The organism is Streptomyces sp. HNM0645 (assembly GCF_030056615.1).
Classification (GTDB): Bacteria; Actinomycetota; Actinomycetes; order Streptomycetales; family Streptomycetaceae; genus Streptomyces; species Streptomyces marianii.
In genome coordinates this window covers 173,107-193,094 of sequence record NZ_JASHLT010000018.1, presented here as the reverse complement: position 1 = coordinate 193,094, position 19,988 = coordinate 173,107, and the positions used below count along the sequence as shown (strand labels likewise).

17 protein-coding genes are annotated in these 19,988 nt (G+C 72.1%); 9 read left to right on the top strand and 8 right to left on the bottom strand.

Going from position 1 to position 19,988, the window contains the following annotated elements; genetic code table 11:
• The 3 genes from QMZ92_RS15815 to ptsP all read left to right on the top strand — a co-directional run.
• Nucleotides 1–258, top strand: a 258-nt coding sequence (locus QMZ92_RS15815; protein WP_283298011.1) for a hypothetical protein, incomplete at its 5' end; no start/stop codon positions are given.
• A gap of 292 nt (nt 259–550) precedes the next feature.
• Nucleotides 551–1,000, top strand: a complete 450-nt coding sequence (locus QMZ92_RS15810; protein WP_283298010.1) for a PTS sugar transporter subunit IIA — start codon at nt 551–553, stop codon at nt 998–1,000.
• 74 nt (nt 1,001–1,074) lie between these two features.
• Entirely contained in the window at nt 1,075–2,745 is a 1,671-nt protein-coding gene (gene ptsP / locus QMZ92_RS15805; protein ID WP_283298009.1) for a phosphoenolpyruvate--protein phosphotransferase, read from the top strand.
• A gap of 100 nt (nt 2,746–2,845) precedes the next feature.
• Here the strand turns inward: ptsP and QMZ92_RS15800 are convergent, their stop codons facing one another.
• Both QMZ92_RS15800 and QMZ92_RS15795 read right to left on the bottom strand, forming a co-directional pair.
• Complete coding sequence (locus QMZ92_RS15800) at nt 2,846–3,862, bottom strand: DUF8829 domain-containing protein (protein WP_283298008.1); 1,017 nt, start codon at nt 3,860–3,862, stop codon at nt 2,846–2,848.
• A 99-nt stretch (nt 3,863–3,961) separates the two neighbouring features.
• Nucleotides 3,962–5,950, bottom strand: coding sequence for an acetoacetate--CoA ligase (locus QMZ92_RS15795; RefSeq protein WP_283298007.1), 1,989 nt, complete (start codon nt 5,948–5,950; stop codon nt 3,962–3,964).
• 289 nt (nt 5,951–6,239) lie between these two features.
• Here QMZ92_RS15795 and QMZ92_RS15790 point away from each other — a divergent pair, with 289 nt between their 5' ends.
• Complete coding sequence (locus tag QMZ92_RS15790; protein ID WP_283298006.1) at nt 6,240–8,621, top strand: glycoside hydrolase family 31 protein; 2,382 nt, start codon at nt 6,240–6,242, stop codon at nt 8,619–8,621.
• Here the strand turns inward: QMZ92_RS15790 and QMZ92_RS15785 are convergent.
• Together QMZ92_RS15785 and QMZ92_RS15780 are read right to left on the bottom strand one after the other, a co-directional pair.
• A complete protein-coding gene (locus tag QMZ92_RS15785; RefSeq protein WP_502962062.1) occupies nt 8,612–9,187 on the bottom strand; it encodes an NUDIX domain-containing protein in 576 nt (191 codons plus the stop codon). The genes QMZ92_RS15790 and QMZ92_RS15785 overlap by 10 nt on opposite strands.
• Nucleotides 9,188–9,222: 35 nt before the next feature.
• Complete coding sequence (locus tag QMZ92_RS15780; RefSeq protein ID WP_283298005.1) at nt 9,223–10,044, bottom strand: M15 family metallopeptidase; 822 nt, start codon at nt 10,042–10,044, stop codon at nt 9,223–9,225.
• A gap of 270 nt (nt 10,045–10,314) precedes the next feature.
• On the opposite strand from QMZ92_RS15780, the gene QMZ92_RS15775 reads away from it, so the two are divergent.
• From QMZ92_RS15775 to glpK, 4 genes are all read left to right on the top strand, one after another.
• Complete coding sequence (locus QMZ92_RS15775) at nt 10,315–10,746, top strand: Zn-ribbon domain-containing OB-fold protein (RefSeq protein ID WP_283298018.1); 432 nt, start codon at nt 10,315–10,317, stop codon at nt 10,744–10,746.
• Nucleotides 10,743–11,930, top strand: coding sequence for a lipid-transfer protein (locus QMZ92_RS15770; protein ID WP_283298004.1), 1,188 nt, complete (start codon nt 10,743–10,745; stop codon nt 11,928–11,930). Before QMZ92_RS15775 ends, QMZ92_RS15770 begins: the two co-directional genes overlap by 4 nt.
• A 257-nt stretch (nt 11,931–12,187) precedes the next feature.
• On the top strand, nt 12,188–12,949 hold the full coding sequence (locus tag QMZ92_RS15765; RefSeq protein WP_283298003.1) for an MIP/aquaporin family protein: 762 nt from the start codon (nt 12,188–12,190) through the stop codon (nt 12,947–12,949).
• An 89-nt stretch (nt 12,950–13,038) separates the two neighbouring features.
• Nucleotides 13,039–14,559 carry a glycerol kinase GlpK gene (glpK, locus tag QMZ92_RS15760; RefSeq protein ID WP_283298002.1) on the top strand — a complete coding sequence of 507 codons (1,521 nt, stop codon included), beginning with the start codon at nt 13,039–13,041 and terminating at the stop codon, nt 14,557–14,559.
• 102 nt (nt 14,560–14,661) lie between these two features.
• Here the strand turns inward: glpK and QMZ92_RS15755 are convergent, their stop codons facing one another.
• The 4 genes from QMZ92_RS15755 to QMZ92_RS15740 are packed head-to-tail and all read right to left on the bottom strand — an operon-like array spanning nt 14,662 to nt 18,965.
• The gene (locus QMZ92_RS15755) at nt 14,662–15,267 is read right to left on the bottom strand and encodes a GTP-binding protein (protein WP_283298001.1); all 606 of its coding nucleotides are present in this window, start codon (nt 15,265–15,267) and stop codon (nt 14,662–14,664) included.
• A complete protein-coding gene (locus QMZ92_RS15750; protein ID WP_138056403.1) occupies nt 15,248–15,652 on the bottom strand; it encodes a DUF742 domain-containing protein in 405 nt (134 codons plus the stop codon). Before QMZ92_RS15750 ends, QMZ92_RS15755 begins: the two co-directional genes overlap by 20 nt.
• Nucleotides 15,653–15,663: 11 nt before the next feature.
• Nucleotides 15,664–16,098: a roadblock/LC7 domain-containing protein gene (locus QMZ92_RS15745; RefSeq protein WP_093658130.1), complete on the bottom strand. Its 435-nt coding sequence runs from the start codon at nt 16,096–16,098 to the stop codon at nt 15,664–15,666.
• A complete protein-coding gene (locus QMZ92_RS15740) occupies nt 16,095–18,965 on the bottom strand; it encodes a nitrate- and nitrite sensing domain-containing protein (protein ID WP_283298000.1) in 2,871 nt (956 codons plus the stop codon). The genes QMZ92_RS15745 and QMZ92_RS15740 overlap by 4 nt, the downstream gene beginning before the upstream one ends.
• 505 nt (nt 18,966–19,470) lie before the next feature.
• On the opposite strand from QMZ92_RS15740, the gene QMZ92_RS15735 reads away from it, so the two are divergent.
• Entirely contained in the window at nt 19,471–19,884 is a 414-nt protein-coding gene (locus QMZ92_RS15735) for a hypothetical protein (RefSeq protein WP_283297999.1), read from the top strand.
• Nucleotides 19,885–19,988: the final 104 nt, after the last annotated feature.

Sequence of the window (19,988 nt, the reverse complement as noted above, 5' to 3'; positions counted from 1 at the left end):
ATGGACGGGGTATCAACATATCTGGCGTTGACTTTTGGCACGCTGTTGAGTTCTCAAGGAACGGACGCTTCCTTCGTACTCACCCGCAGAACATTCTCTGGGGCTTTCCTCCGGGCGCTTCCCTTCGGTGTTTCCAGCCTAGCAGATCCGATTTCCGTCTCCGCCACCCGCTGGAGCGGGTTGCCGGGCCGTTCTTCCGCTTTCGCGTTTTCCCTTTCCGGCGTCCAAAACCCTACCAGCCTTTTCCCTACCTCCTGACCACATGCACCAGTGCGCACACAGAGGTGTAGACCAGTGGTGTAGACCAGTTAGGATGTCGGCTCGACAGGTGCTGCCGACCTGCGACTCAGTGACGTGTCGTGGCCAGGCAGGGGTACGACGTTACATCTCACCGGCAGACGAGGCAAATCGTTTCCGGAGCCCTCCAGGTCCGCCAACTGGTAAGTCACAGACGGAACCTGGACTACCCATGACATACGCTCTGAACAGTACGCCGCCCGGTACAGGCAAGTGGCGGCGGCACGTGAATCTCCACCCCTGGGAGGCCCCCATGACAGTCGTGACGTCGCCTCTGGCCGGGCGCGCCATCGGGCTCGCCGCAGTGCCCGACCCGGTGTTCTCCGGTGCGATGGTCGGTCCCGGTACCGCGATCGACCCGGTGCGAGAGCCGTCCAAGGCGGTCTCCCCCGTGGATGGCATCGTTGTCTCCCTGCACCCGCACGCCTTCGTGGTCGTCGATTCCGAGGGACACGGAGTGCTGACCCATCTCGGCATCGACACCGTGCAGCTCAACGGACAGGGCTTCGAACTCCTCGTCAACAAGGGCGACACCGTGACCCGCGGCCAGGGCATCGTGCGCTGGAACCCCGTCGCCGTCGAAGAGGCCGGCAAGTCTGCGATCTGTCCCGTGGTGGCCCTCGAGGCCTCCTCCGACTCACTGGGCGGGCTCCGCCAGGACGGCGACGTCAAGACCGGCGACGAGCTGTTCAGCTGGCAGTGACCCCTCCCTCGTGGGGGGGCGGTCGTACATCCACCGCGGCGGCTGGGGCTGCCGCACTATCGGAGACGGGTGAAATGGAGACAACGCTGCAAGGCGTCGGTGTCAGCCACGGTGTGGCCGTCGGCGAGGTTCGGCACATGGGCACGGCGGTGCTGGAGCCGCCGGCCAAGCAGATACCGGTGGAGGACGCGGAGCGCGAACAGGGGCGCGCCCGGCACGCCGTGGACGCCGTGGCCGCCGACCTCGTCGCGCGCGGCAACCTGGCCGGCGGCGAGGCACAGCACGTGCTCGAAGCGCAGGCCATGATGGCGCGGGACCCCGAGCTGATGGCGGATGTCGAGCGGCGGATCGCGGTCGGCAGCACGGCCGAGCGGGCCGTCTACGACGCCTTCGCCGCCTACCGGGCGCTGCTGGCGGGTGCCGGTGAGTACCTGGCCGGGCGTGTGGCCGACCTCGACGACGTACGCAACCGCATCGTGGCACGGCTGCTCGGGGTACCGATGCCGGGCGTACCGGACAGCGACGAGCCGTATGTCCTGATCGCCCGGGATCTCGCACCCGCCGACACGGCGCTGCTCGACCCTGCCCTGGTGCTCGGGTTCGTCACCGAGGAGGGTGGCCCGACAAGCCACAGCGCGATCCTGGCCCGGGCGCTCGGGGTGCCGGCCGTGGTCGCGCTCCCGGGTGCCTGCGAACTCGCCGAGGGCACGGTGGTCGCGGTGGACGGCAGCACCGGCGAGGTGTTCGTGGCGCCTGGCGAGGAGCGGCGTGCGCGGCTGGCCGAGGCCGCGGCCGAGCGGAAGGCCGCGCTGGCTGCTTCCACCGGTCCGGGTGCGACGTCGGACGGCCACAAGGTGCCGCTGCTGGCGAACGTCGGCGGTCCCGGTGACGTCCCCGCCGCGCTGTCGGCCGGTGCGGAGGGTGTGGGTCTGTTCCGCACCGAGTTCCTGTTCCTCGACGACAGCAGGCAGGCGCCGTCGGAGGCCAAGCAGGTCGAGGCGTACCGGCAGGTGCTGGAGGCGTTTCCCGAGGGGCGGGTGGTCGTGCGGGTTCTGGACGCCGGTGCGGACAAGCCGCTGGACTTCCTGACACCGGCCGACGAGCCGAACCCGGCGCTGGGCGTCCGGGGACTGCGGTCGCTGCTCGATCACCCGGAGGTGCTGCGGACCCAGCTGACCGCACTGTCGAAGGCCGCCGAGGGGTTGCCCGTGTACCTCGAGGTCATGGCGCCGATGGTGGCCGACCGCTCGGACGCCAAGGCGTTCGCGGACGCGTGCCGTGAGGCCGGGCTCGACGCCAAGTGCGGCGTGATGGTCGAGATCCCGTCCGCGGCTCTGCGGGCGCGGTCGGTCCTGCAGGAGGTCGAGTTCCTGTCGCTGGGCACGAACGACCTGGCCCAGTACACCTTCGCCGCCGACCGTCAGGTTGGTGCGGTGTCCCGGCTGCAGGACCCCTGGCAGCCCGCGCTGCTCGACCTGGTGGCGCTGTCCGCCGAGGCGGCGAGGGCCGAGGGCAAGAGCTGTGGCGTGTGCGGTGAGGCGGCGTCGGATCCACTGCTCGCGTGTGTGCTGACGGGGCTGGGCGTCACCTCTCTCTCGATGGGTGCGGCGTCGATCCCGTACGTGCGGGGGACGCTGGCGAAGTACACGCTGGCCCAGTGCGAGCGTGCCGCCGCGGCGGCACGGGCCGCGGACTCCGCCGACGAGGCGCGGCGTGCCGCACAGGCGGTGCTGTCCGGGGAGTGACGGCCCGAGTGCGAGGGGGCTTCCCGCCGTGCGGCGGGGAGCCCCCCTTCCGTGTGTGGGGATCTTGCACGCGTGGAGGGTTCTCCCGTGCGTCCGTCCTCTAGGGGTGTCCGTCGCCGAGGGGGAAGCCCGCGCGGTACTCGACGCCCGGTTCCGGGGAGAGCGGCTCTCCGGTGTGGGCGTCCGTGCAGTATGCGCTGAAGACCTCGGCCTCGGTGAGCGCGACGAGCCGGCCACCGTGGAGGCGCCAGCCGTGAAGTCGGTCGGGGGCCTCGGCCGTGGACGTCCTGAGGACGACTCCGCCGGGACCGTCGAGGGCGATCCCGACCGCCAGGACCGTCGCGAACTCGGCGGCTTCGGAGGAGTCGAGCACGGCCGGCGCGTCGGCGGGGCGTGTGGTGTGGAGGACCGCCAGGAGTTGCTGCCTCTTTTCGGCCGGGACGCTGCAGACGAGGTGGTGCGTGCCGGGGCCGGCACCGTCGAGCAGGTCGATCAGCAGCCGTGAGGCCCGGTCGAAGGCCGATCGGCCGGCGTCCTCCCCGCAGTCCGAGCAGGTGCCGAGGTCGGCGAGCAGTGAGCTGGCGTACTCCCATGTGGTCTGCCGGGCCGTGCGGTTGAGGAGCAGCGGTACGAGTTCGTCGAGCGGCTGTCCGGTGTACGCGACCGTCGCGCCGGTGGAGGCGACCTCGGCGGTGTAGCGGCTCCGGCTCGCCGAGGAGTCGGGATCGAGCCCGGTGTCCCTGCAGTAGTCGGCGAACTCCTCCGGGTCGAAGAGGGCGACGGTGGTGTGCCCGCCCTGGGCGGAGAGTGTTTTGAGCAGGCCCTCCGCATGGCGGAGATAGTCCGGATGGTCGTCGAAGGCAAACGTGGGGTACCGGCGCATGGCCGCGAAGTCCTGGTCGTCGACGAGGAGTCCGACCGTGGCAGGTACGTCGCGGCGCAGCGCCCGGTGGCGGGCTCGACGGGAGTGGCCGGCGCGGGCGCGCGCGCCGGTGTGGCCGCGCTGCCCGGAGCGGGTGCCGGCGTTGGTGCGGTCCGGGCCGTCGTGCCCGCGGTGTGCGCCCTCCGTGCCGTGGTCCGTGGTCCGGGCCGTTGCGTTGTGCTTGCGGTGCTGCATGGGATCCCCCTGGTCGCGTGAGCGCTGTTGCTCGGTGCTCACTCACCGTAGTCGTGAGCGCTGACAACGAGGAGTCGTGGCCTCGGGGGCGGTTCCGGTTCAGCCGCGCCCGGCGCCGCGCTCGCGCGCCAGGTCCTCGTAGAAGCGCAGCAGCTCGAGGTCGTCCACCGAGCCGGGGTTCACCGCCTTCGTGAGGGCGGTTCCCTGCAGCAGGCGCTTGACCGGGACCTCGATGCGCTTGCCGGTGAGGGTGTGCGGGACGCCGGGGACCTCGATGATGTCGTCCGGGACGTGGCGCGGGGAAAGCTGTTCGCGGATGGTCCGCTTGATCCGGGAGCGCAGTTCGTCGTCGAGGGCGGCGCCGGGGGCGAGGTGGACGAAGAGCGGCATCCAGTAGCCGCCGTCCGGTTCCTCGAGGCCGATGACGAGGGACTCCTTGATCTCGGGGAGCCGTTCCACCGCTTCGTAGATGTCGGCGGAGCCCATGCGGACTCCTTGGCGGTTCAGGGTGGAGTCGGACCTGCCGTGGATGACGACGGAGCCGTGGTCGGTGATCGTGACCCAGTCCCCGTGCCGCCAGACGCCCGGGAACATCTCGAAGTAGCTCTCGCGGTAGCGGCTGCCGTCGGGGTCGTTCCAGAAGCGGATCGGCATGGACGGCATGGGGTTGGTGACGACGAGCTCGCCGACCTCGCCGATGACGGGCTTGCCGTGCGGGTCCCAGGACTGCAGGTCGGTGCCGAGGCAGGCGGCCTGGAGCTCACCGATGTGGACGGGCAGGGTCGGCACGGCGCCCGCGAAGCAGCTGCAGACGTCGGTGCCACCGCTGACGGACGCGATCCACAGGTCCTCGCGGACCTCGTCGTGGAGCCAGCGGAAGCCGTCGGGCGGCAGCGGGGATCCGGTGGTGGCGACGCACCGGACCGTTGAGAGGTCGTGGTCGCGCGAGGGGTGCACGCCGGACTTGCGGCAGGCCATGACGTAGGCGGCGGAGGTGCCGAAGAGGGTCGTCCCGGTGCGTTCGGCGATCGCCCACTGGGCGCCGGTGTCCGGGTGGCCGGGGCTGCCGTCGTACAGCACGACGGTGGTGCCGGTGAGCAGGCCGGAGACGAGGAAGTTCCACATCATCCAGCCGGTGGAGGTGTACCAGAAGAAGCGGTCTCCGGGACCGAGGTCGCAGTGCAGCCCGAGTTGCTTGTAGTGCTCCAGCAGGATGCCGCCCTGGGACTGGACGATCGCCTTGGGCAGCCCGGTGGTACCGGAGGAGTAGAGGACCCACAGCGGGTGGTCGAAGGGGACCTGCTCGAAGACGGGCTCGGTGTCGTCCGCGGTGAGGACGGACCATTCGAGGGCGCCTTCGGGGGCGGGGGTGCCGAGCAGGGGGATGTGGACGACGGCCCGCAGGGTGGGCAGCTCCCGGCGGAGTTCGGCGACGGTGTCGGCGCGGTCGTGTTCCTTGCCGCCGTAGCGGTACCCGTCCACGGTGAAGAGGACCACCGGCTCGACCTGCTGGAACCGGTCGAGGACGCTGCGGGCGCCGAAGTCGGGGGCGCAGGAGGTCCAGGTGGCTCCGACGGCGGCGGTGGCGAGGAGGGCGGTCACGGCCTGCGGGATGTTGGGCAGATAGCCGCTGACCCGGTCGCCGGGGCGGACGCCGAGAGCGCGGAGTCCGGCGGCGAGCGATCCGACTTGGCGGCGCAGTTCGGCCCAGCTGATGGGGGTCGGGTCATGTGTTTCGTCGACATGGATGAGGGCCGGATCATGGGCGAGGGCGGGGTCCTCGGCGGTGCGCAGGGCGTGTTCGGCGTAGTTGAGGGTGGCGCCGGGGAACCACTGGGCGCCGGGCATGCCGCGGTCGGCGATGACGCGCTCGTAAGGGGTGGAGAACCGTACGTCGAACCAGTCGGCGACCGCCTGCCAGAAGGTGTCGAGGCGGTCGACCGACCAGCGGTGCAGGGCCGGGTACCCGCCCTCGGCGGGCGCGCCGTGGTGCTCGGCGGCCCATGCCTGGAAGCGGGTGATCCGGGCCGCCGCGATGCGGTCGGCGTCCGGCTGCCAGAGGGGGGCAGGGTTCGCTGCTGAGGTCATGGGGCGGCTCCCGGGCGGCTGTGCGGCTCCGTGCGTGGTGGGCACTCGGTCGGCACGTGGTCTACGTGTGTGGCCGGCGGGGCGTGGGGATGCCTTCGCGCGGCTGACAGGGACGATGCCATGTGATCGTCTTCCGCACCAGGGTTCCCCACCCATGGCCGGGTGGCTGATTGTGTGCTCCGACCATGGGTGATGGGTTCCGGGCGACGGTGGGCGGGGGCTCGCACCGCGGGTGAACGGCAGTTGAACGAACCCCGCCCCGGCCTGGGCGGATGGCAGGGTGAGCGGTATGGACGGTCGTGATCTGGTGCATGTGGTGAGGGCCTTCGGCACGGTGCGCGGGCTGCGCGCGACGCGTTCGGCGTGGCGCCGGAGGCGTACGGACGCTTGGGGGCTGCCGCCGCGGGGGGCGGAGCGGGCGCGGGTGCCGGGGCCGGTGTCCGGGGCGGAGCCGTCGCCGGGTGGCGGGATCGTCCGATTCGCGCGTTCGGAGCTGCGGGTGCGGGTGGCGGCCTCGGGTGTCGTCTTCTGGGGGTGGGACGGCGCGGAGCCCGAACCGTCGTACGCGCTGGACGGAGCGCCTCCGCGGCCCGATCCCCGGGCGGAGCTCGAGCCGGACAAGGACGGCGGCTGGCGGATCGTCTCTCAGCGGGTCACGGTGGCCGTGTCCCGGAACGGCGGGGTCGAGATCCGGACACCGGGCGGGGTGGTCCTGCGCAGGGAGCTGCCGCCGCGCTGGTGGGAGCCGTCCGGCGGCGGGCCGGCCCGCTGGCTCCAGCGCAGTGAAGTGGCCGCGGACGCTCGGTTCTTCGGCCTCGGCGGCCGTGCCTCGGGGCCGCGGCTCAGGGACGGCACGTACCGGCTGTGGAACACCGATCCGCGCGGGAGCTTCGGCCCTGACGACGACCCGCTGTACATCACGATGCCCGTGCAGCTGGTGGTCGCGGACGCGGGCACGCATCTGGCGTTCCTCGACAACTCCTGGGAGGGGCGGGTCACCCTGCGCGAGGGCGAGGAGGGCGCGGGGTCGGGGCACGACCGTCCGGGCACGAGCGAGGTGCGGATGGTCGGCGGGCCGCTGCGCTGCTGGGTCGTCGTGGGGACACCCGCCCGGGTGCTGCGGAGGTGGATGGGACTCACGGGTGCGCCCGTGCCGCCACCGCCGTGGGCTTTGGGTCCGCAGCACGCGCGCTGGGGCTTCGGCAGCGAGCGCGAGGTGCGCCGGGTGGTGGCTGGCTACCGGGATCGGGGCCTGCCGCTGTCGGCGTTGCACCTGGACATCGACCACTACGACGGCCACCGGGTCTTCACCGTGGACGCGGAGCGTTTCCCCGACCTTCCGCGGCTGGCGAAGGACCTCCGGGCCGATGGGGTACGGCTCGTGTCGATCGTCGACCCGGCGGTGAAGGCGGAGCCCGGCAACGATGTGTACGACGCGGGCGCAGCGGCCGGCGTGTTCGTCCGGGACGGGCGGGGCCGTGAGGTGCGCGGGGAGGTGTGGCCCGGCGAGTGCGTGTACCCGGACTTCACCGATCCGGAGGTCCGCGCGTGGTGGGGCGGACTCTACGAGGAGCGGCTGGCACAGGGCTTCTCCGGGGTGTGGCACGACATGAACGAGCCGGTGTCGTTCACGCCCTTCGGCGACATGACCCTGCCGCGCTCGGCCCGGCACTGCCTGGAGGGCCGAGGCGGGGACCACCGTGAGGCCCACAACGTGTACGGCCTGGCGATGGCGCGGGCGGGCCACGAGGCACTGCGGAGGCTGCGTCCGCAGGAGCGGCCGTTCCTGTTCTCGCGCTCGGGCTGGGTGGGCATGCAGCGGTACGGCGGGACGTGGTCCGGTGATGTGGCGACCGGCTGGCCGGGACTGAGGGCGTCGCTGTCACTGGTACTGGGGCTCGGCCTGTGCGGGGTGCCCTACTCGGGTCCGGACGTGGGCGGCTTCGACGGGAGCCCGTCGCCCGAGCTGTTCCTGCGCTGGTTCCAGCTGGGGTCGTTCCTGCCGCTGTTCCGTACGCACGCGGCGATCGGGGCGGGGCGCAGGGAGCCGTGGGAGTTCGGCCCGCAGGTCCTCGGGCACGCCAGGACGGCGCTGCTCGAACGGGAGCGCCTGCGCCCGTACTTCGTGACCCTGGCGCAGCTGGCTCGGCTGACCGGGGCGCCGTATGTGCGGCCGCTGTGGTGGGGTACGCCGGCCGACCGGGCGCTGCGCGACTGTGAGGACGCGTTCCTGCTGGGCGACGCGCTGCTGGTGGCGCCGGTACTGGAGCCGGGGGCGGACCGGCGTGCGGTGCGGCTGCCGCGGGGGCGCTGGTACGACACGGTGTCCGGCGAGGCGTACGAGGGCCCGGGCCAGGTCCTGCTGGACGCACCGCTGTCGCGGATCCCGGTGCTGGCCCGGGCCGGTTCGGTGGTTCCGGTGCGCGGCGAGGACGGCGCGACGGAGCTGGAGGTGTGGGCGCCGGCCCCGGGCCGCACCGGCAGCGGTCTGGTCGTCGAGGACCGCGCCGCCCCGGGGGCACGGCCCGCGGTGGAGCGTTACGCGTCACGGCTGGTGGACGGCGGGGTGGTGGTGGAGCGGGTGTCCGACGCCGGTGCCGTACGGCCGGGGCGTCCGCTGCGGGTGCGCGGCGGGGTGGAGGCGCGGTCGCCCCGCGATTCTCAACCGTAGCAGCCGGCGAACCAGCGCCGGACCGCCGTGGTGTGCAGCGGGAAGGCGAGTTCGGCGGGCTCGTGCAGGACGTGCCAGCCCTCCGTCTCGTCGGTCGGGGCCGATGCGGGGAGTTCGTCCGCCGGGCGCTGCGGGAGGAGGCCGAAGACCAGGAGGTGTCCACCGGGCGAGCTGAGGACGTCGGCGAGCCGGACGTCCTCGTGCGCGGCGTGGATGCCGGTCTCCTCCTTCAGCTCGCGGACGACGGCGTGCCTCCAGTCCTCGGTGTGGTCGATGAACCCGCCGGGGAGGGCGATCCGGCCGCGCTGGGGCTCGATGGTCCGGGTGATGACGACGAGTCCGGTGGGGTGCGGGCCGGTGACGGGGAGGAGGGCGACGGCCACGGGCAGGGGGTTGCGGTAGGCGGTGTCACCGCACTCGGCGCAGGTCCTGGGCCAGCCCGCGGGGCTACTGCGGGGGGCGCCGCAGCCGGAGCAGTGCGAGTCCCGCACGGACGTCCTGTGCGCGGGCGCGGGGGCCGTTCCGGCGGTGCCGGGTTCGGGCGTGGGTTCGCGGGGCTCGGTCACACGCGGACTGTACGCGACGCCGGGCCCCGCGGTCCTCACGATCGGGTCAGGGATCGCCTCGAGACCGGGAAGTCGAAGTAGGTGTCGGGGAACGGTTCGGGTTTGTGGGTGAAGTGCCACCACTCCTCGGGCAGGTTGACGAAGCCGACACCGGCGAGGGTTTCCTTCAGCAGTTGCCGGTTGGTGCGCTGGGCGCCCCGGATGCGCGGGTCGTCGGTGTGCGAGAGCGTGTCGAAGCAGTCGAACCCGGTGCCCATGTCGACGGAGTCGTCCGGAAACCGCTCCGACCGCGGGGCATGGCAGGGGACGAGGGGTTCCCCGGGGACGTACGGGCGGGTCTTCCTCGCCGGGAGGGGGACGATGGTGAGGTCGACGGTACTGCCGCGGCTGTGGCCCGACTTCTCGGCGATGTAGCCGTCCGCGAAGAGTCTCGCCTTGTCGACGTGTGGATAGAACTCCTTCTTCATGCGCTCGTCCGAGAGGTCCTCGGCCCAGCGCACGAAGTGGTCGACGGCCCGCTGTGGCCGGTAGCAGTCGTAGACCTTGAGCGAGTAGCCCTTGCGCAGAAGGGTGCGCTGGGCCTTGCGGAGCGCCTGGGCGGTGGGGCGGGTGAGGATGCAGACCGGCCGGCGGTAGCCGTCGATCGGTTCGCCCACGAAGTTGTGCGCCGTGGTGTAGCGCATGTCGTGGAGGATCGTCGGGTCAACCGAGCGCAGGGCGACGAACTCCTCGGGGGCCTTCGGACCGGAGGCGGCCCGGGCGGCGGGCGGCGCGGCGACGGGCGGGGCGACCAGGGCGGCGACGGCGAGGGCGGTCAGGGCTCGGCGGGCTGCGGCGGGTCCTCTCGTGCGCATCATGCGCACCGTCTATCAGGATCGAGTGGCCGGGGCCACCCCCGTGGGCTCCGGCCACCCGTTCACTGGTACCGGACGCCGAACGGGCCCGCGCGGTTCTGGTGTTCGGCGGATCGGTGCACGGACCTCGCGCCCGTCTCCGGCCCACGGTTGCGCGCGGGGTCGTCTCCGCGTTCCCGGCGTGGCACACTGGCCACTGTTCTGACGAACCGTCAGTTCTCGACGAGTCCGCGTGGACTTCGGGGAGGGGCCTTGACGCGTGTGCGCAGACCGGTGGTGGCGGGTTGGTTCACCGAGGGCGGCGACGAACGGGAGTTCCGGCTGCTGGGCACCCGCTGCGGTGCCTGCTCCGCCGTCTTCTTCCCCCGGGAGGACTCGTTCTGCCGCAACCCCGCGTGCGCGGGCGGAGAACTGACGGAGGTGCCGCTGTCGAAGCGGGGACGCGTGTGGTCGTACACGGTCGGCCGATACCGTCCGCCGGCGCCGTACGTCTCCGATCCGGAGACCGAATGGGAGCCGTACACCCTCGTCGCCGTGGAGCTCGAGGCCGAACGGATGGTGGTGCTCGGCCAGGCGGCGACGGGGGTGACCGTCGCGGATCTGAGCGTCGGCACGGAGGTCGAGGTGGTGGCCGGGATCCTCTCCCAGGACGCGGACACGGCGTGGACGACCTGGTACTGGCGCCCCGTGGGGGAGGCCCGGTGAACGATGTCGCGGTGCTCGGCGCGGGCATGCACCCGTGGGGCAAATGGGGCCGCAGTTTCGTCGAGTACGGCACGGCCGCCGCCCGCGCCGCGCTCGCCGACGCCGGGATCGACTGGCAGGACGTCCGGTCGGTCGTCGGCGCCGACACGGTCCGTGGCGGCTACCCCGGTCATGTCGCGGGCGCGACCTTCGCCCGGGCCCTGGGCTGGCAGGGCGCACGTGTCACGAGTGTGTACGCGGCCTGCGCGTCGGGGGCCCAGGCCATCGACTCCGCGCGGGCCCAGATCCTGGCGGGCATGGCCGAGGTGGTGCTGGTCGTCGGCGCCGACTCCGCGCCCAAGGGGTTCTTCGCCCCCGCCGGCGGCGACCGGCCCGACGACCCGGACTGGCTGCGCTTCCGGCTGCTGGGGGCCACGAACCCGGCGTACTTCGCCCTGTACGCGCGCCGCCGTATGGCCCTCCACGGCGACACCCTGGACGACTTCGCCCGGGTCAAGGTCAAGAACGCGGCGGCCGGGGCGCTCAACCCCTACGCCCGCTACCGGACGATCGTGAGCGCGGGGCAGGTCGCGTCCTCCGCCGTCGTCGCGGATCCCCTGCGGCTCCTCGACATCTGCGCCACGTCCGACGGCGGCGCCGCGCTGGTGCTGTCCAGCATGGAGTACGCCCGCCGGCACGGCGCCGGGGACCCGGTCCGCATCCGCGCGGTCTCGACGGTGACTCCCACCTACCCCAGGACCGTGCTCGACCTCCCGGACATCGCGACGGACTCGGCGGCCGCCGTCGATCCGCCCGCGCCGGGCTTCCGGGAGTCGATCGCCCGTGCCGCCTACGAGGAAGCCGCGCTCGGACCGGAGGACCTGTCCCTGGCCGAGGTGTACGACCTTTCCACCGCGCTGGAGTTGGAGTGGTACGAGGACCTGGGGCTGTGCGGGACCGGTGACGGGGCCGCGCTGCTGCGCGAGGGCGCGACCGCCCTGGGCGGCCGGATCCCGGTCAACGCGAGTGGTGGCCTGGCCTCCTTCGGGGAAGCCGTCCCCGCGCAGGCCATCGCCCAGGTGTGCGAACTTACCTGGCAGCTCCGCGGAACCGCGGGCGAGCGCCAGGTGGCCGGGGCGCGCGCCGGGATCACCACCAACCAGGGATTGTTCGGCCACGGCTCGGCGGTCGTCGCGGTCCGCTGAGCAACCCCGGCCGCCCGACGGCCCGTTCGCCTGCGGGGACCGGAGTCGCTCCCGGAAGCCCATGTGGTGCAGGCGACCTTGACGGGGCGGTGGCCCGGGGGAAAACTGCGTCTTCGTCGGCGCCGCTGCCCACGGCAGTACCGCGTTCCGGCACGCTCACCACGCTCGTCACGGAGACCGCGCACGGCACGGCCCCGCACTCCGCCCTGCCTCCGCGCTCCGTAGCCATGGGAACCGTACCCAGCCCCGGAGCCGCCATGAGCAACGCAGACATCTTCCTCGGCGAGGTCATCGGCACCGCGATACTGATCCTGTTCGGCGCGGGGGTCTGCGCCGCGGTGACCCTCAACCACTCCAAGGCCAAGGCGTCCGGCTGGATCGTCATCGCCTTCGGCTGGGGCTTCGGCGTACTGGCGGGCGCGTACACGGCGGCTCCGCTGTCCGGCGGCCACCTCAACCCTGCCGTGACCGTGGGCATCGCCGTCGACACCGGCGAATGGGGCAAGGTGCCGCTGTACATCCTGTCCCAGCTGATCGGGGCGCTCCTCGGAGCCGTACTGGCCTGGCTCGCCTACTACGCCCAGTTCCGGGCGAACGCGGACCCGGCGAACGCCCAGCCCACGCTGGGGATCTTCTCGACCGCGCCGGAGATCCGCAGTCCCGCCGCCAACCTCCTCACCGAGACCGTCGCCACGGTCGGGCTGGTGCTGCCGATCCTGGCCTTCGGGCGGAACGCCGGCATCGGCATCGGCCAGGTCCCGGGCGAGGCCGCGGGGATCTACGGGTCCGGGATCTCCGTCCTGCTGGTCTCGCTGCTCGTCGTCGGCATCGGGCTCTCACTCGGCGGCCCGACCGGATACGCCATCAACCCCGCCCGCGACCTGGGCCCCCGGCTGGCGCACTCGGTGCTGCCGATCCCCAACAAAGGGACGTCCGACTGGGGTTACGCCTGGGTGCCCGTGGCCGGGCCGCTCATCGGCGGACTCCTCTCGGGCGTGATCTTCAACATCGTCTTCTGATCCGCCGCACGGCGTGCTCCGGGAGCGCCGGCCGGACAGCACTCTTCCCACCGCGGCCTCAGGGCAGCGCCTTCCGACAAGAGGACGTCATGACGGACACCTCCGCGAAATACGTCGCCGCCATCGACCAGGGCACCACGTCCAGCCGCTGCATCGTCTTCGACCAGCACGGCGCGATCGTCGCCGTCGACCAACAGGAGCACCGTCAGATCTTCCCCAAGCCGGGCTGGGTCGAACACGACGCCACCGAGATCTGGTCCAAGGTGCAGGCCGTGGTCGCCGGAGCGCTCGCCGCGGCGGGACTGCGCGCGGAGCAGCTCAGCGCCCTCGGCATCACCAACCAGCGCGAGACCACGGTGCTCTGGGACCGGTCGACGGGCAGGCCCGTGCACAACGCCGTCGTCTGGCAGGACACCCGCACCTCGGCGCTCTGCGCCGAACTCGGCGGTGCGGACGGACAGGACCGCTTCCGCGACACCACCGGCCTTCCGCTGGCGAGCTACTTCTCGGGCCCGAAGGCGGCCTGGCTGCTGGACCACGTGCCGGGGCTGCGCGCGCGGGCGGAGCGGGGCGAGATCGCCTTCGGCACCATCGACTCCTGGCTGATCTGGAACCTGACCGGCGGGACGGACGGCGGCGTCCACGTCACGGACGTCACCAACGCCTCCCGCACCATGCTGATGAACCTGGAGAGCCTCCGGTGGGACGCCTCAGTCCTCTCCGCGATGAACATCCCGGAGGCGGTGCTGCCCGAGATCCGTTCCTCGGCAGAGGTCTACGGGACCGCCGTCGGCCAGTTGGACGGCGTGCCGGTCGCCTCGGCGCTCGGGGACCAGCAGGCCGCCGTATTCGGCCAGGCCTGCTACGACGCGGGAACGGCGAAGAACACCTACGGGACCGGCAGCTTCCTGCTGCTCAACACGGGCGGCCGGCCGGTGCCCTCCAAGAACGGGCTCATCACGACGCTCGGCTACAAGATCGGTGACGCCGACCCCGTCTACTGCCTCGAGGGCTCCATCGCGATCACGGGCGCCCTGGTGCAGTGGTTCCGCGACCAGTTGGGGATCATCCGCACCGCGGACGAGATCGAGACCCTGGCCGCGAGCGTCGAGGACAACGGAGGGGCGTACATCGTGCCGGCCTTCTCCGGGCTGTACGCGCCCTACTGGCGCTCCGACGCCCGAGGGGTGATGACCGGACTCACCCGGTACGTGACCAAGGCGCATCTCGCCCGGGCCGTCCTGGAGGCGACGAGCTGGCAGACGCGTGAGGTGGTCGACGCGATGTACCAGGACTCGGGGGTACCGATCACCACGCTGAAGGTGGACGGCGGCATGACCGCGAACGGGCTGCTGATGCAGCACCAGGCCGATGTGCTGGGCGTGCCGGTGATCCGGCCGAAGGTGTCCGAGACGACGTGCCTGGGGGCCGCGTACGCGGCGGGCCTGGCCACCGGGGTCTGGGGCGGGCTGGACGAGCTGAAGGCGCACTGGCGGCGCGACGCCGAGTGGTCGCCGCGGATGCCGGCGGACGCGCGGGAGCGCGAGTACGACAACTGGCGCCGGGCCGTGGAACGGAGCTTCGGCTGGCAGAAGGAGGACGGCGCGTAGCCGCCCGCCCCCGTGGACCACGGCTCGTACCCCTGTCGGTGGGGGTACGAGCCGTGCCGTTGCCACGCCGTGGCGTCGCCGCCGCCCCGGGCTGGGCGGGCGTCAGGTCGCCGCGGGCTCCCGCTCCCTGGTGGACCGCACCAGGGCGTGCTCCACGACCGCCACCAGCACCGACTTCACCGACTCCCGCTCGCGGGCGTCGCACGTCATCAGCGGTACCTCGGGGTCGAGGTCGAGGGCGGCCCGCACGGTCTCCTCCGGGTACTCGTCGGCGCCCTCGAAGCGGTTGACCCCCACGGTGAACGGGATGCCGCGCCGCTCGAAGTAGTCGATCGCCGCGAAGGAGTCCTCCAGGCGGCGGGTGTCGACGAGCACGACCGCGCCGAGCGCGCCCTGGGCCAGCTCGTCCCAGAGGAACCAGAACCGGTCCTGACCGGGAGTGCCGAAGAGGTAGAGGACGAGGTCCTCCCGCAGCGTGATCCGGCCGAAGTCCATCGCCACGGTCGTCGTGCTCTTGGACTCCACGCCGTCGAGGTCGTCCACGGGCCGGCCGGCCTCGCTCAGGGTCTCCTCGGTACGGAGCGGCTTGATCTCGCTGACCGCCCCCACGAGGGTGGTCTTGCCGACCCCGAAGCCGCCGGCCACAAGAATCTTCAGTGTCACCGGCTCCACCGGCGTCTCCCGTCGGCTAGAGCGCCCGAAGACCATTGATCACCTCGCGGAGAATGCTGACGTCCGGCAACTCGGCCGGCGGAACGGGACGGGTCACGTGGACCAGGGCGTCGTCGACGAGATCGCCCACGAGGACCCGGATCACCCCGACGGGGAGGTCCAGGCCCGCGGCGAGTTCGGCGATCGACTGCGGGGTTGTGCAGCAGCGTTCGACGATCTCCACGTGCTCCGGGGAGAGCGTCTGGTCCCGGCCGGGGTCCTGGGCGGCCGGTTCGGGCACGACGAGCGCGATCAGGTCGAGCCGGTGCTCCGTGGTACTCGTGGTCCGGCCTCGGGTCATCGCGTACGGACGGACCACCGGACCCGCGTCGTCGTCGTACCACCGGGGGGCTTGCCGGACCTGCTGTCTGCCGTCAGTCATGGCCGGTCCACTCATCCTCCGGCGGAGAGCCCGGTCCGGGGTGCCGTCGCGAGGTGGGCTCCGACGCGCTTGACCATCAGCGTCATCTCGTAGGCGACGAGGCCGACGTCCGAGTCGGCGTCGGACAGGACGGCGAGACAGCTGCCGTCCCCGGCGGCGGTGACGAAGAGGAAGGCGTCTTCGAGCTCGACCACGGTCTGGCGCACCCGGCCGGCGTCGAAGTGGCGGCCCACGCCCTTGGCGAGGCTGTGGAACCCGGAGGCGACGGCCGCGAGATGCTCTCCGTCCTCCCGGGTGAGGTCCTTGGATGCGCCGGTGGCGAGACCGTCTCCGGAGAGGACGAGGGCCTTGCGGATGGAACCGACGCGCTCGACGAGTTCGTCGAGGAGCCAGTTGAGCTCGCCGTTCTTGGTCGTGTCGGTTGCTGCGGCGTTCGGTGCGGTCATCGACCGTCCCCCTCCGGTGTCGTTCCTGGTGCTGTCTCGCCGGAGCCGGTGGCGTCCTCGGCGTTCTGGCGACGTCCCCGCTGCCAGCCGCGTTGCAGCGAGGCCATGCGGTCGCGTACTTGTTCCGCGTCGCGTTCGAAGTCCTGGGCGTCCTCCGCCAGAGTGGGCGTGGCGCGGGCGCCGGGGGTACCGCGCAACTGCGGCGCGAGGCTGGCCTGACGGACCCGGCGGGGCAGCCCGCCGGCCGTCGGTCCCGAGGAGCCGCGTGCCGGGCGGGCGGCGCCCGTACCGGCGGCGGAGCCGCTCCCCGGACCGTCCACCTGCGCGGCGCCGGCGGACCGCTCGGGGCCGCCGGTGCCGCGAGGCGTCCTGCTCCGCAGCGGCAGCGGCACCGGAGCGGAGGGCGGACGGCCCGGCGCCGGGCTCGCGGAGTCGTAGTCCCGGCGCGCGGCGGGGGCCTCCGGCCCTCCGAGTCCGGGCAGCGGGTGCGGGCGGCCCCGCTCGGCGACCCGGCGGCCGTTGTCGGCGACCAGGGTGGGAGGCTTGCGGCGAGGCAGCGGAACGGGGCCCCGGGACGCCCGGCGCGGGCCGTTCCCCGGACGCTCCGGCACCTGGTCGGAGGCCTGCTGGTGCTGCTCGTCAGGTGGGAGCAGGAAGTCCCGGGCCCGGAACAGTCCCCCGCGTTCGCTCTCGGTGTCCTCGATGTCCGCCGCGTGGTCGGGCACTGCGTTGATCGGCTCGGCCGTGTCGATGCGGTCCGTCCGGGGGCCCAGGGCCTGCCGGTCCTCGAACCCCAGACTGCTGACGGGCGCCTCGAGTTCGACCGGACCGTCGAGGACGGCGGGGCCCGTGAGCCCCGCGGGAACCTGGGCCAGGGCAGCGAGACGGCCGGCCTCGGAACGGTGGCCGGAGCCGTCGCGCACGCCCGGGGACTTCTTGCGGTCGAGGCGGAAGCCGGTGCCCTCGGTGTCGGGGGCGTCGGTGAGCAGCGCCTCCGGGACGAAGACGACCGCGGTGGTCCCTCCGTACGGCGACTGCTGCAGGGAGACGCGCACGTTCTGCCGCTGGGCGAGCCGGCTGACGACGAACAGGCCGAGCCTGTCGGTGTCGGAGAGTTCGAACTCGGGCGTCTCCGCCAAACGGAGGTTCGCGTCGAGCAGTGCCTCGGGGGCCATCCCGAGGCCCCGGTCATGGATCTCCAGGGTGAAACCGTTGGCGACGCGCTCCCCGTGCACCTGCACACCGGTGTGCGGGGGCGAGAACACCGTGGCGTTCTCCAGCAGTTCCGCGATGAGGTGGGTCAGGTCGGAGACCGCGGGCCCTGCCACGCCGACGCGGGCCAGCCGCCGGACCTCGATCCGCTCGTAGTCCTCCACCTCGGCGACAGCTGCCCGGACGACGTCCATGAGCTGGATCGGCTTGCGCCACTGCCGGGAGGAGGCTGCGCCGGAGAGGATCACCAGGCCCTCGGCGTGCCGGCGCATTCGGGTGGTGAGATGGTCCAGCCGGAACAGGTCGGCCAGTTCCTCCGCGTCCTCGGTGCGGCGCTCCATCGTGTCGAGGAGGGTGAGCTGGCGGTGGAGGAGTACCTGGTTTCGGCGGGCCAGGTTCACGAAGACCTCGGAGACGCCGCGGCGCACGTCGGCTTGCTTGACGGCGGCCTCGACGGCAGCCCGCTGGAGGGTGTTGAGCGCCTGGCCGACCTGGCCGATCTCGTCCTTGTCGTACTCAAGGTGGGGCGCCTCGGTCTCCACGTCGACGTTCTCGCCCGCGGCGAGGCGGCGCATCACGCTGGGGAGGCGGACGCCGGATACCTCGTGGGCCTCCTTGCGCAGCCGGGACAGCGCACGAGCGAGGTCGCGGCCGACGCGCACGGAGATCACGAGGGACACCAGGAGGGCGAGGAAGCCGAGGACGCCGGCGATGCCCGCCTTGACGAGCACGCCGTACGCGGCGGGCTCGACGCGATCCTGGTAGCGGTCGCCGGCCTCGCTCGACTGGCGGGCCAGGTCGTCGAGGACGGGCCCGGCGATCCGCTGCCACCGCTCGGCGTCCACCACGCGCGGCTTGCCGGTGGGGCCGACGGCGAGCAGCTTCTCCTCGGTCTCACGCAGCGGCTGGGTGTCGGGGCTTCTCCAGTACCGCTCCACGATCTCGCGCTCGGAGGCCGGCAGCACCTCGAGGTTGATCTCGTACAGCAGCTTGCGGTTGGCGGCGAGATCGGTGACGGCGCGGATCTCCGCAGCCGTGATCTTGCCCGCGACCAGCGACGAGGTCACGAGCGCGTCTTCGCGGGAGAGCAGTTCGCGTGCGCGCACGATACCGACGAGGGCGCGACCCTGCTTCTCCAGTTCCACGCTCTCCACGCCGTTGAGGGACCCGAGGAAGCCGTAGCAGGGGTCGACGAGGCGGTTGTAGAACTCCATCGCCTGGGCACGGGTGATGGCGCTCTGCTCGACGTTCCGCCGCAGGGAGCCGAGGCCCTCGAGTGCGTCGACGAGCCGGTCGAGGCGCCGGGAGGCGTCCGGGCTGAGGGAGTTCCTGACCTCGGAGTCCTGTGCGCTGGCGCGGATTCCGGCCACGGCCTTGTCGGTCTGCGCCCGCTGTCCGCGCAGGGCGGTCAGGGAGTCGGCGGCGCGGGGGTCGGCGAGGTAGACGAGGGTCTGGCGGCGTTCCGTCTGGATGACGCGGACCGTGTCCTCGAGGGGAAGGCCGACCTTCTCGAATATGTACCCGGCGTCCAGTAGTTGTTTGGCCTCACGGCCGGTCAGCGCGGTCGCGAACCCCCACAGCGCGGTCAGCGAGACGAGCGGCACGAGCAGCAACGCCACGATCTTCCGGCGGATGGACTTCCCGCGAAAGCGCATGGCCTCCCCCAGCTCGACCCGCGCGGACGGCGCGGGTGGTGATGTCCGCTTGGCGTGTGGTGCCGTTGTCTGTCGTGAGTGGCGCCGAGTTGCGCCGAGTTGTGCCAGGAGTTGCACTTCGTCGTGCCAGGAGTTGCTCTTCCTGCGTCAACAAACGGCGCGAGCCTACTACTGACGGAGTGACAACTCGAAGGCCCGGCGGGACGTTTTTCAGCCGGGCGTCAAGCCGTTGATCATGGGTTGTCCTGGTATTCGCGGACTTGCCACTCGGAACGTGGCCGATGACACCTGGCCGGACGTCACAAACCCTTCATTGACGTATGGCCGGATATCTTCGCTCCAGCGGGAATCTTCCGTGGCTTCCGTGCGTCTTTGTGTACGGGAAACGGGAGTTGCGGGGGAATCGGCCCACGGGTCGACCGACGGACCGCGCCGGCGCGTGCACGGACCGGAAGCGGGTAGCCGAGACCCTGCATCGGACATTCGTGGGGAGTGAGCGCAGACCATGGCGACGGTGGACGAGACGGGACTACCGCGGCGGCTCTGGGTCGAGGAACCGGTGGGGCGACGGCGGATGCCCGACCCGGTGCGCACGGCGGCCGTGCGGGCCGTGATCGTTACGGCAGTCACGATGACCCAGGCGTTGATGGCCTTCTTCTTCTCGGTGACGGGTTCGTGGCTGGCCTTTCCCATCGTCCTGACCAGTGTGGCGAGCACGGTCGGCGCGACCTGGGCGGTGCTGGACGTGTGGGTGACGCGCCAGGTGTGGAACCAGCGGAACGGCGTGGTGTCGGTTCCGAGCAGCACGGCGCGGCAACTGCGGCGCGACCGCCGGAAGGCGCGACGGGTCGCCCGCGCTCAGGCGCGTGATTCCGCGCGGATACGGCGAAGGGGTGCGGGCAGGCTGTCGCAGGCCTGAGGACTTCCGAGGTCCGAGGGTCTCCCCGGCCCGGGGTCGTCCGGGCGGGGGGAGCCCCAGATGCCCGGCCCCTGGTCGGTGCGGCTCATCGGGGTCGGACGTCT

What these genes read in the sequence shown, in the direction of transcription:
- QMZ92_RS15810 (WP_283298010.1), top strand. Translation starts at nt 551, where the DNA reads ATGACAGTCGTGACGTCGCCTCTGGCCGGGCGCGCCATCGGGCTCGCC.
- ptsP (WP_283298009.1), top strand. Translation starts at nt 1,075, where the DNA reads ATGGAGACAACGCTGCAAGGCGTCGGTGTCAGCCACGGTGTGGCCGTC.
- QMZ92_RS15800 (WP_283298008.1), bottom strand. Translation starts at nt 3,862, where the DNA reads ATGCAGCACCGCAAGCACAACGCAACGGCCCGGACCACGGACCACGGC.
- QMZ92_RS15795 (WP_283298007.1), bottom strand. Translation starts at nt 5,950, where the DNA reads ATGACCTCAGCAGCGAACCCTGCCCCCCTCTGGCAGCCGGACGCCGAC.
- QMZ92_RS15790 (WP_283298006.1), top strand. Translation starts at nt 6,240, where the DNA reads ATGGACGGTCGTGATCTGGTGCATGTGGTGAGGGCCTTCGGCACGGTG.
- QMZ92_RS15780 (WP_283298005.1), bottom strand. Translation starts at nt 10,044, where the DNA reads ATGATGCGCACGAGAGGACCCGCCGCAGCCCGCCGAGCCCTGACCGCC.
- QMZ92_RS15765 (WP_283298003.1), top strand. Translation starts at nt 12,188, where the DNA reads ATGAGCAACGCAGACATCTTCCTCGGCGAGGTCATCGGCACCGCGATA.
- glpK (WP_283298002.1), top strand. Translation starts at nt 13,039, where the DNA reads ATGACGGACACCTCCGCGAAATACGTCGCCGCCATCGACCAGGGCACC.
- QMZ92_RS15755 (WP_283298001.1), bottom strand. Translation starts at nt 15,267, where the DNA reads ATGGTCTTCGGGCGCTCTAGCCGACGGGAGACGCCGGTGGAGCCGGTG.
- QMZ92_RS15750 (WP_138056403.1), bottom strand. Translation starts at nt 15,652, where the DNA reads ATGACTGACGGCAGACAGCAGGTCCGGCAAGCCCCCCGGTGGTACGAC.
- QMZ92_RS15745 (WP_093658130.1), bottom strand. Translation starts at nt 16,098, where the DNA reads ATGACCGCACCGAACGCCGCAGCAACCGACACGACCAAGAACGGCGAG.
- QMZ92_RS15740 (WP_283298000.1), bottom strand. Translation starts at nt 18,965, where the DNA reads ATGCGCTTTCGCGGGAAGTCCATCCGCCGGAAGATCGTGGCGTTGCTG.
- QMZ92_RS15735 (WP_283297999.1), top strand. Translation starts at nt 19,471, where the DNA reads ATGGCGACGGTGGACGAGACGGGACTACCGCGGCGGCTCTGGGTCGAG.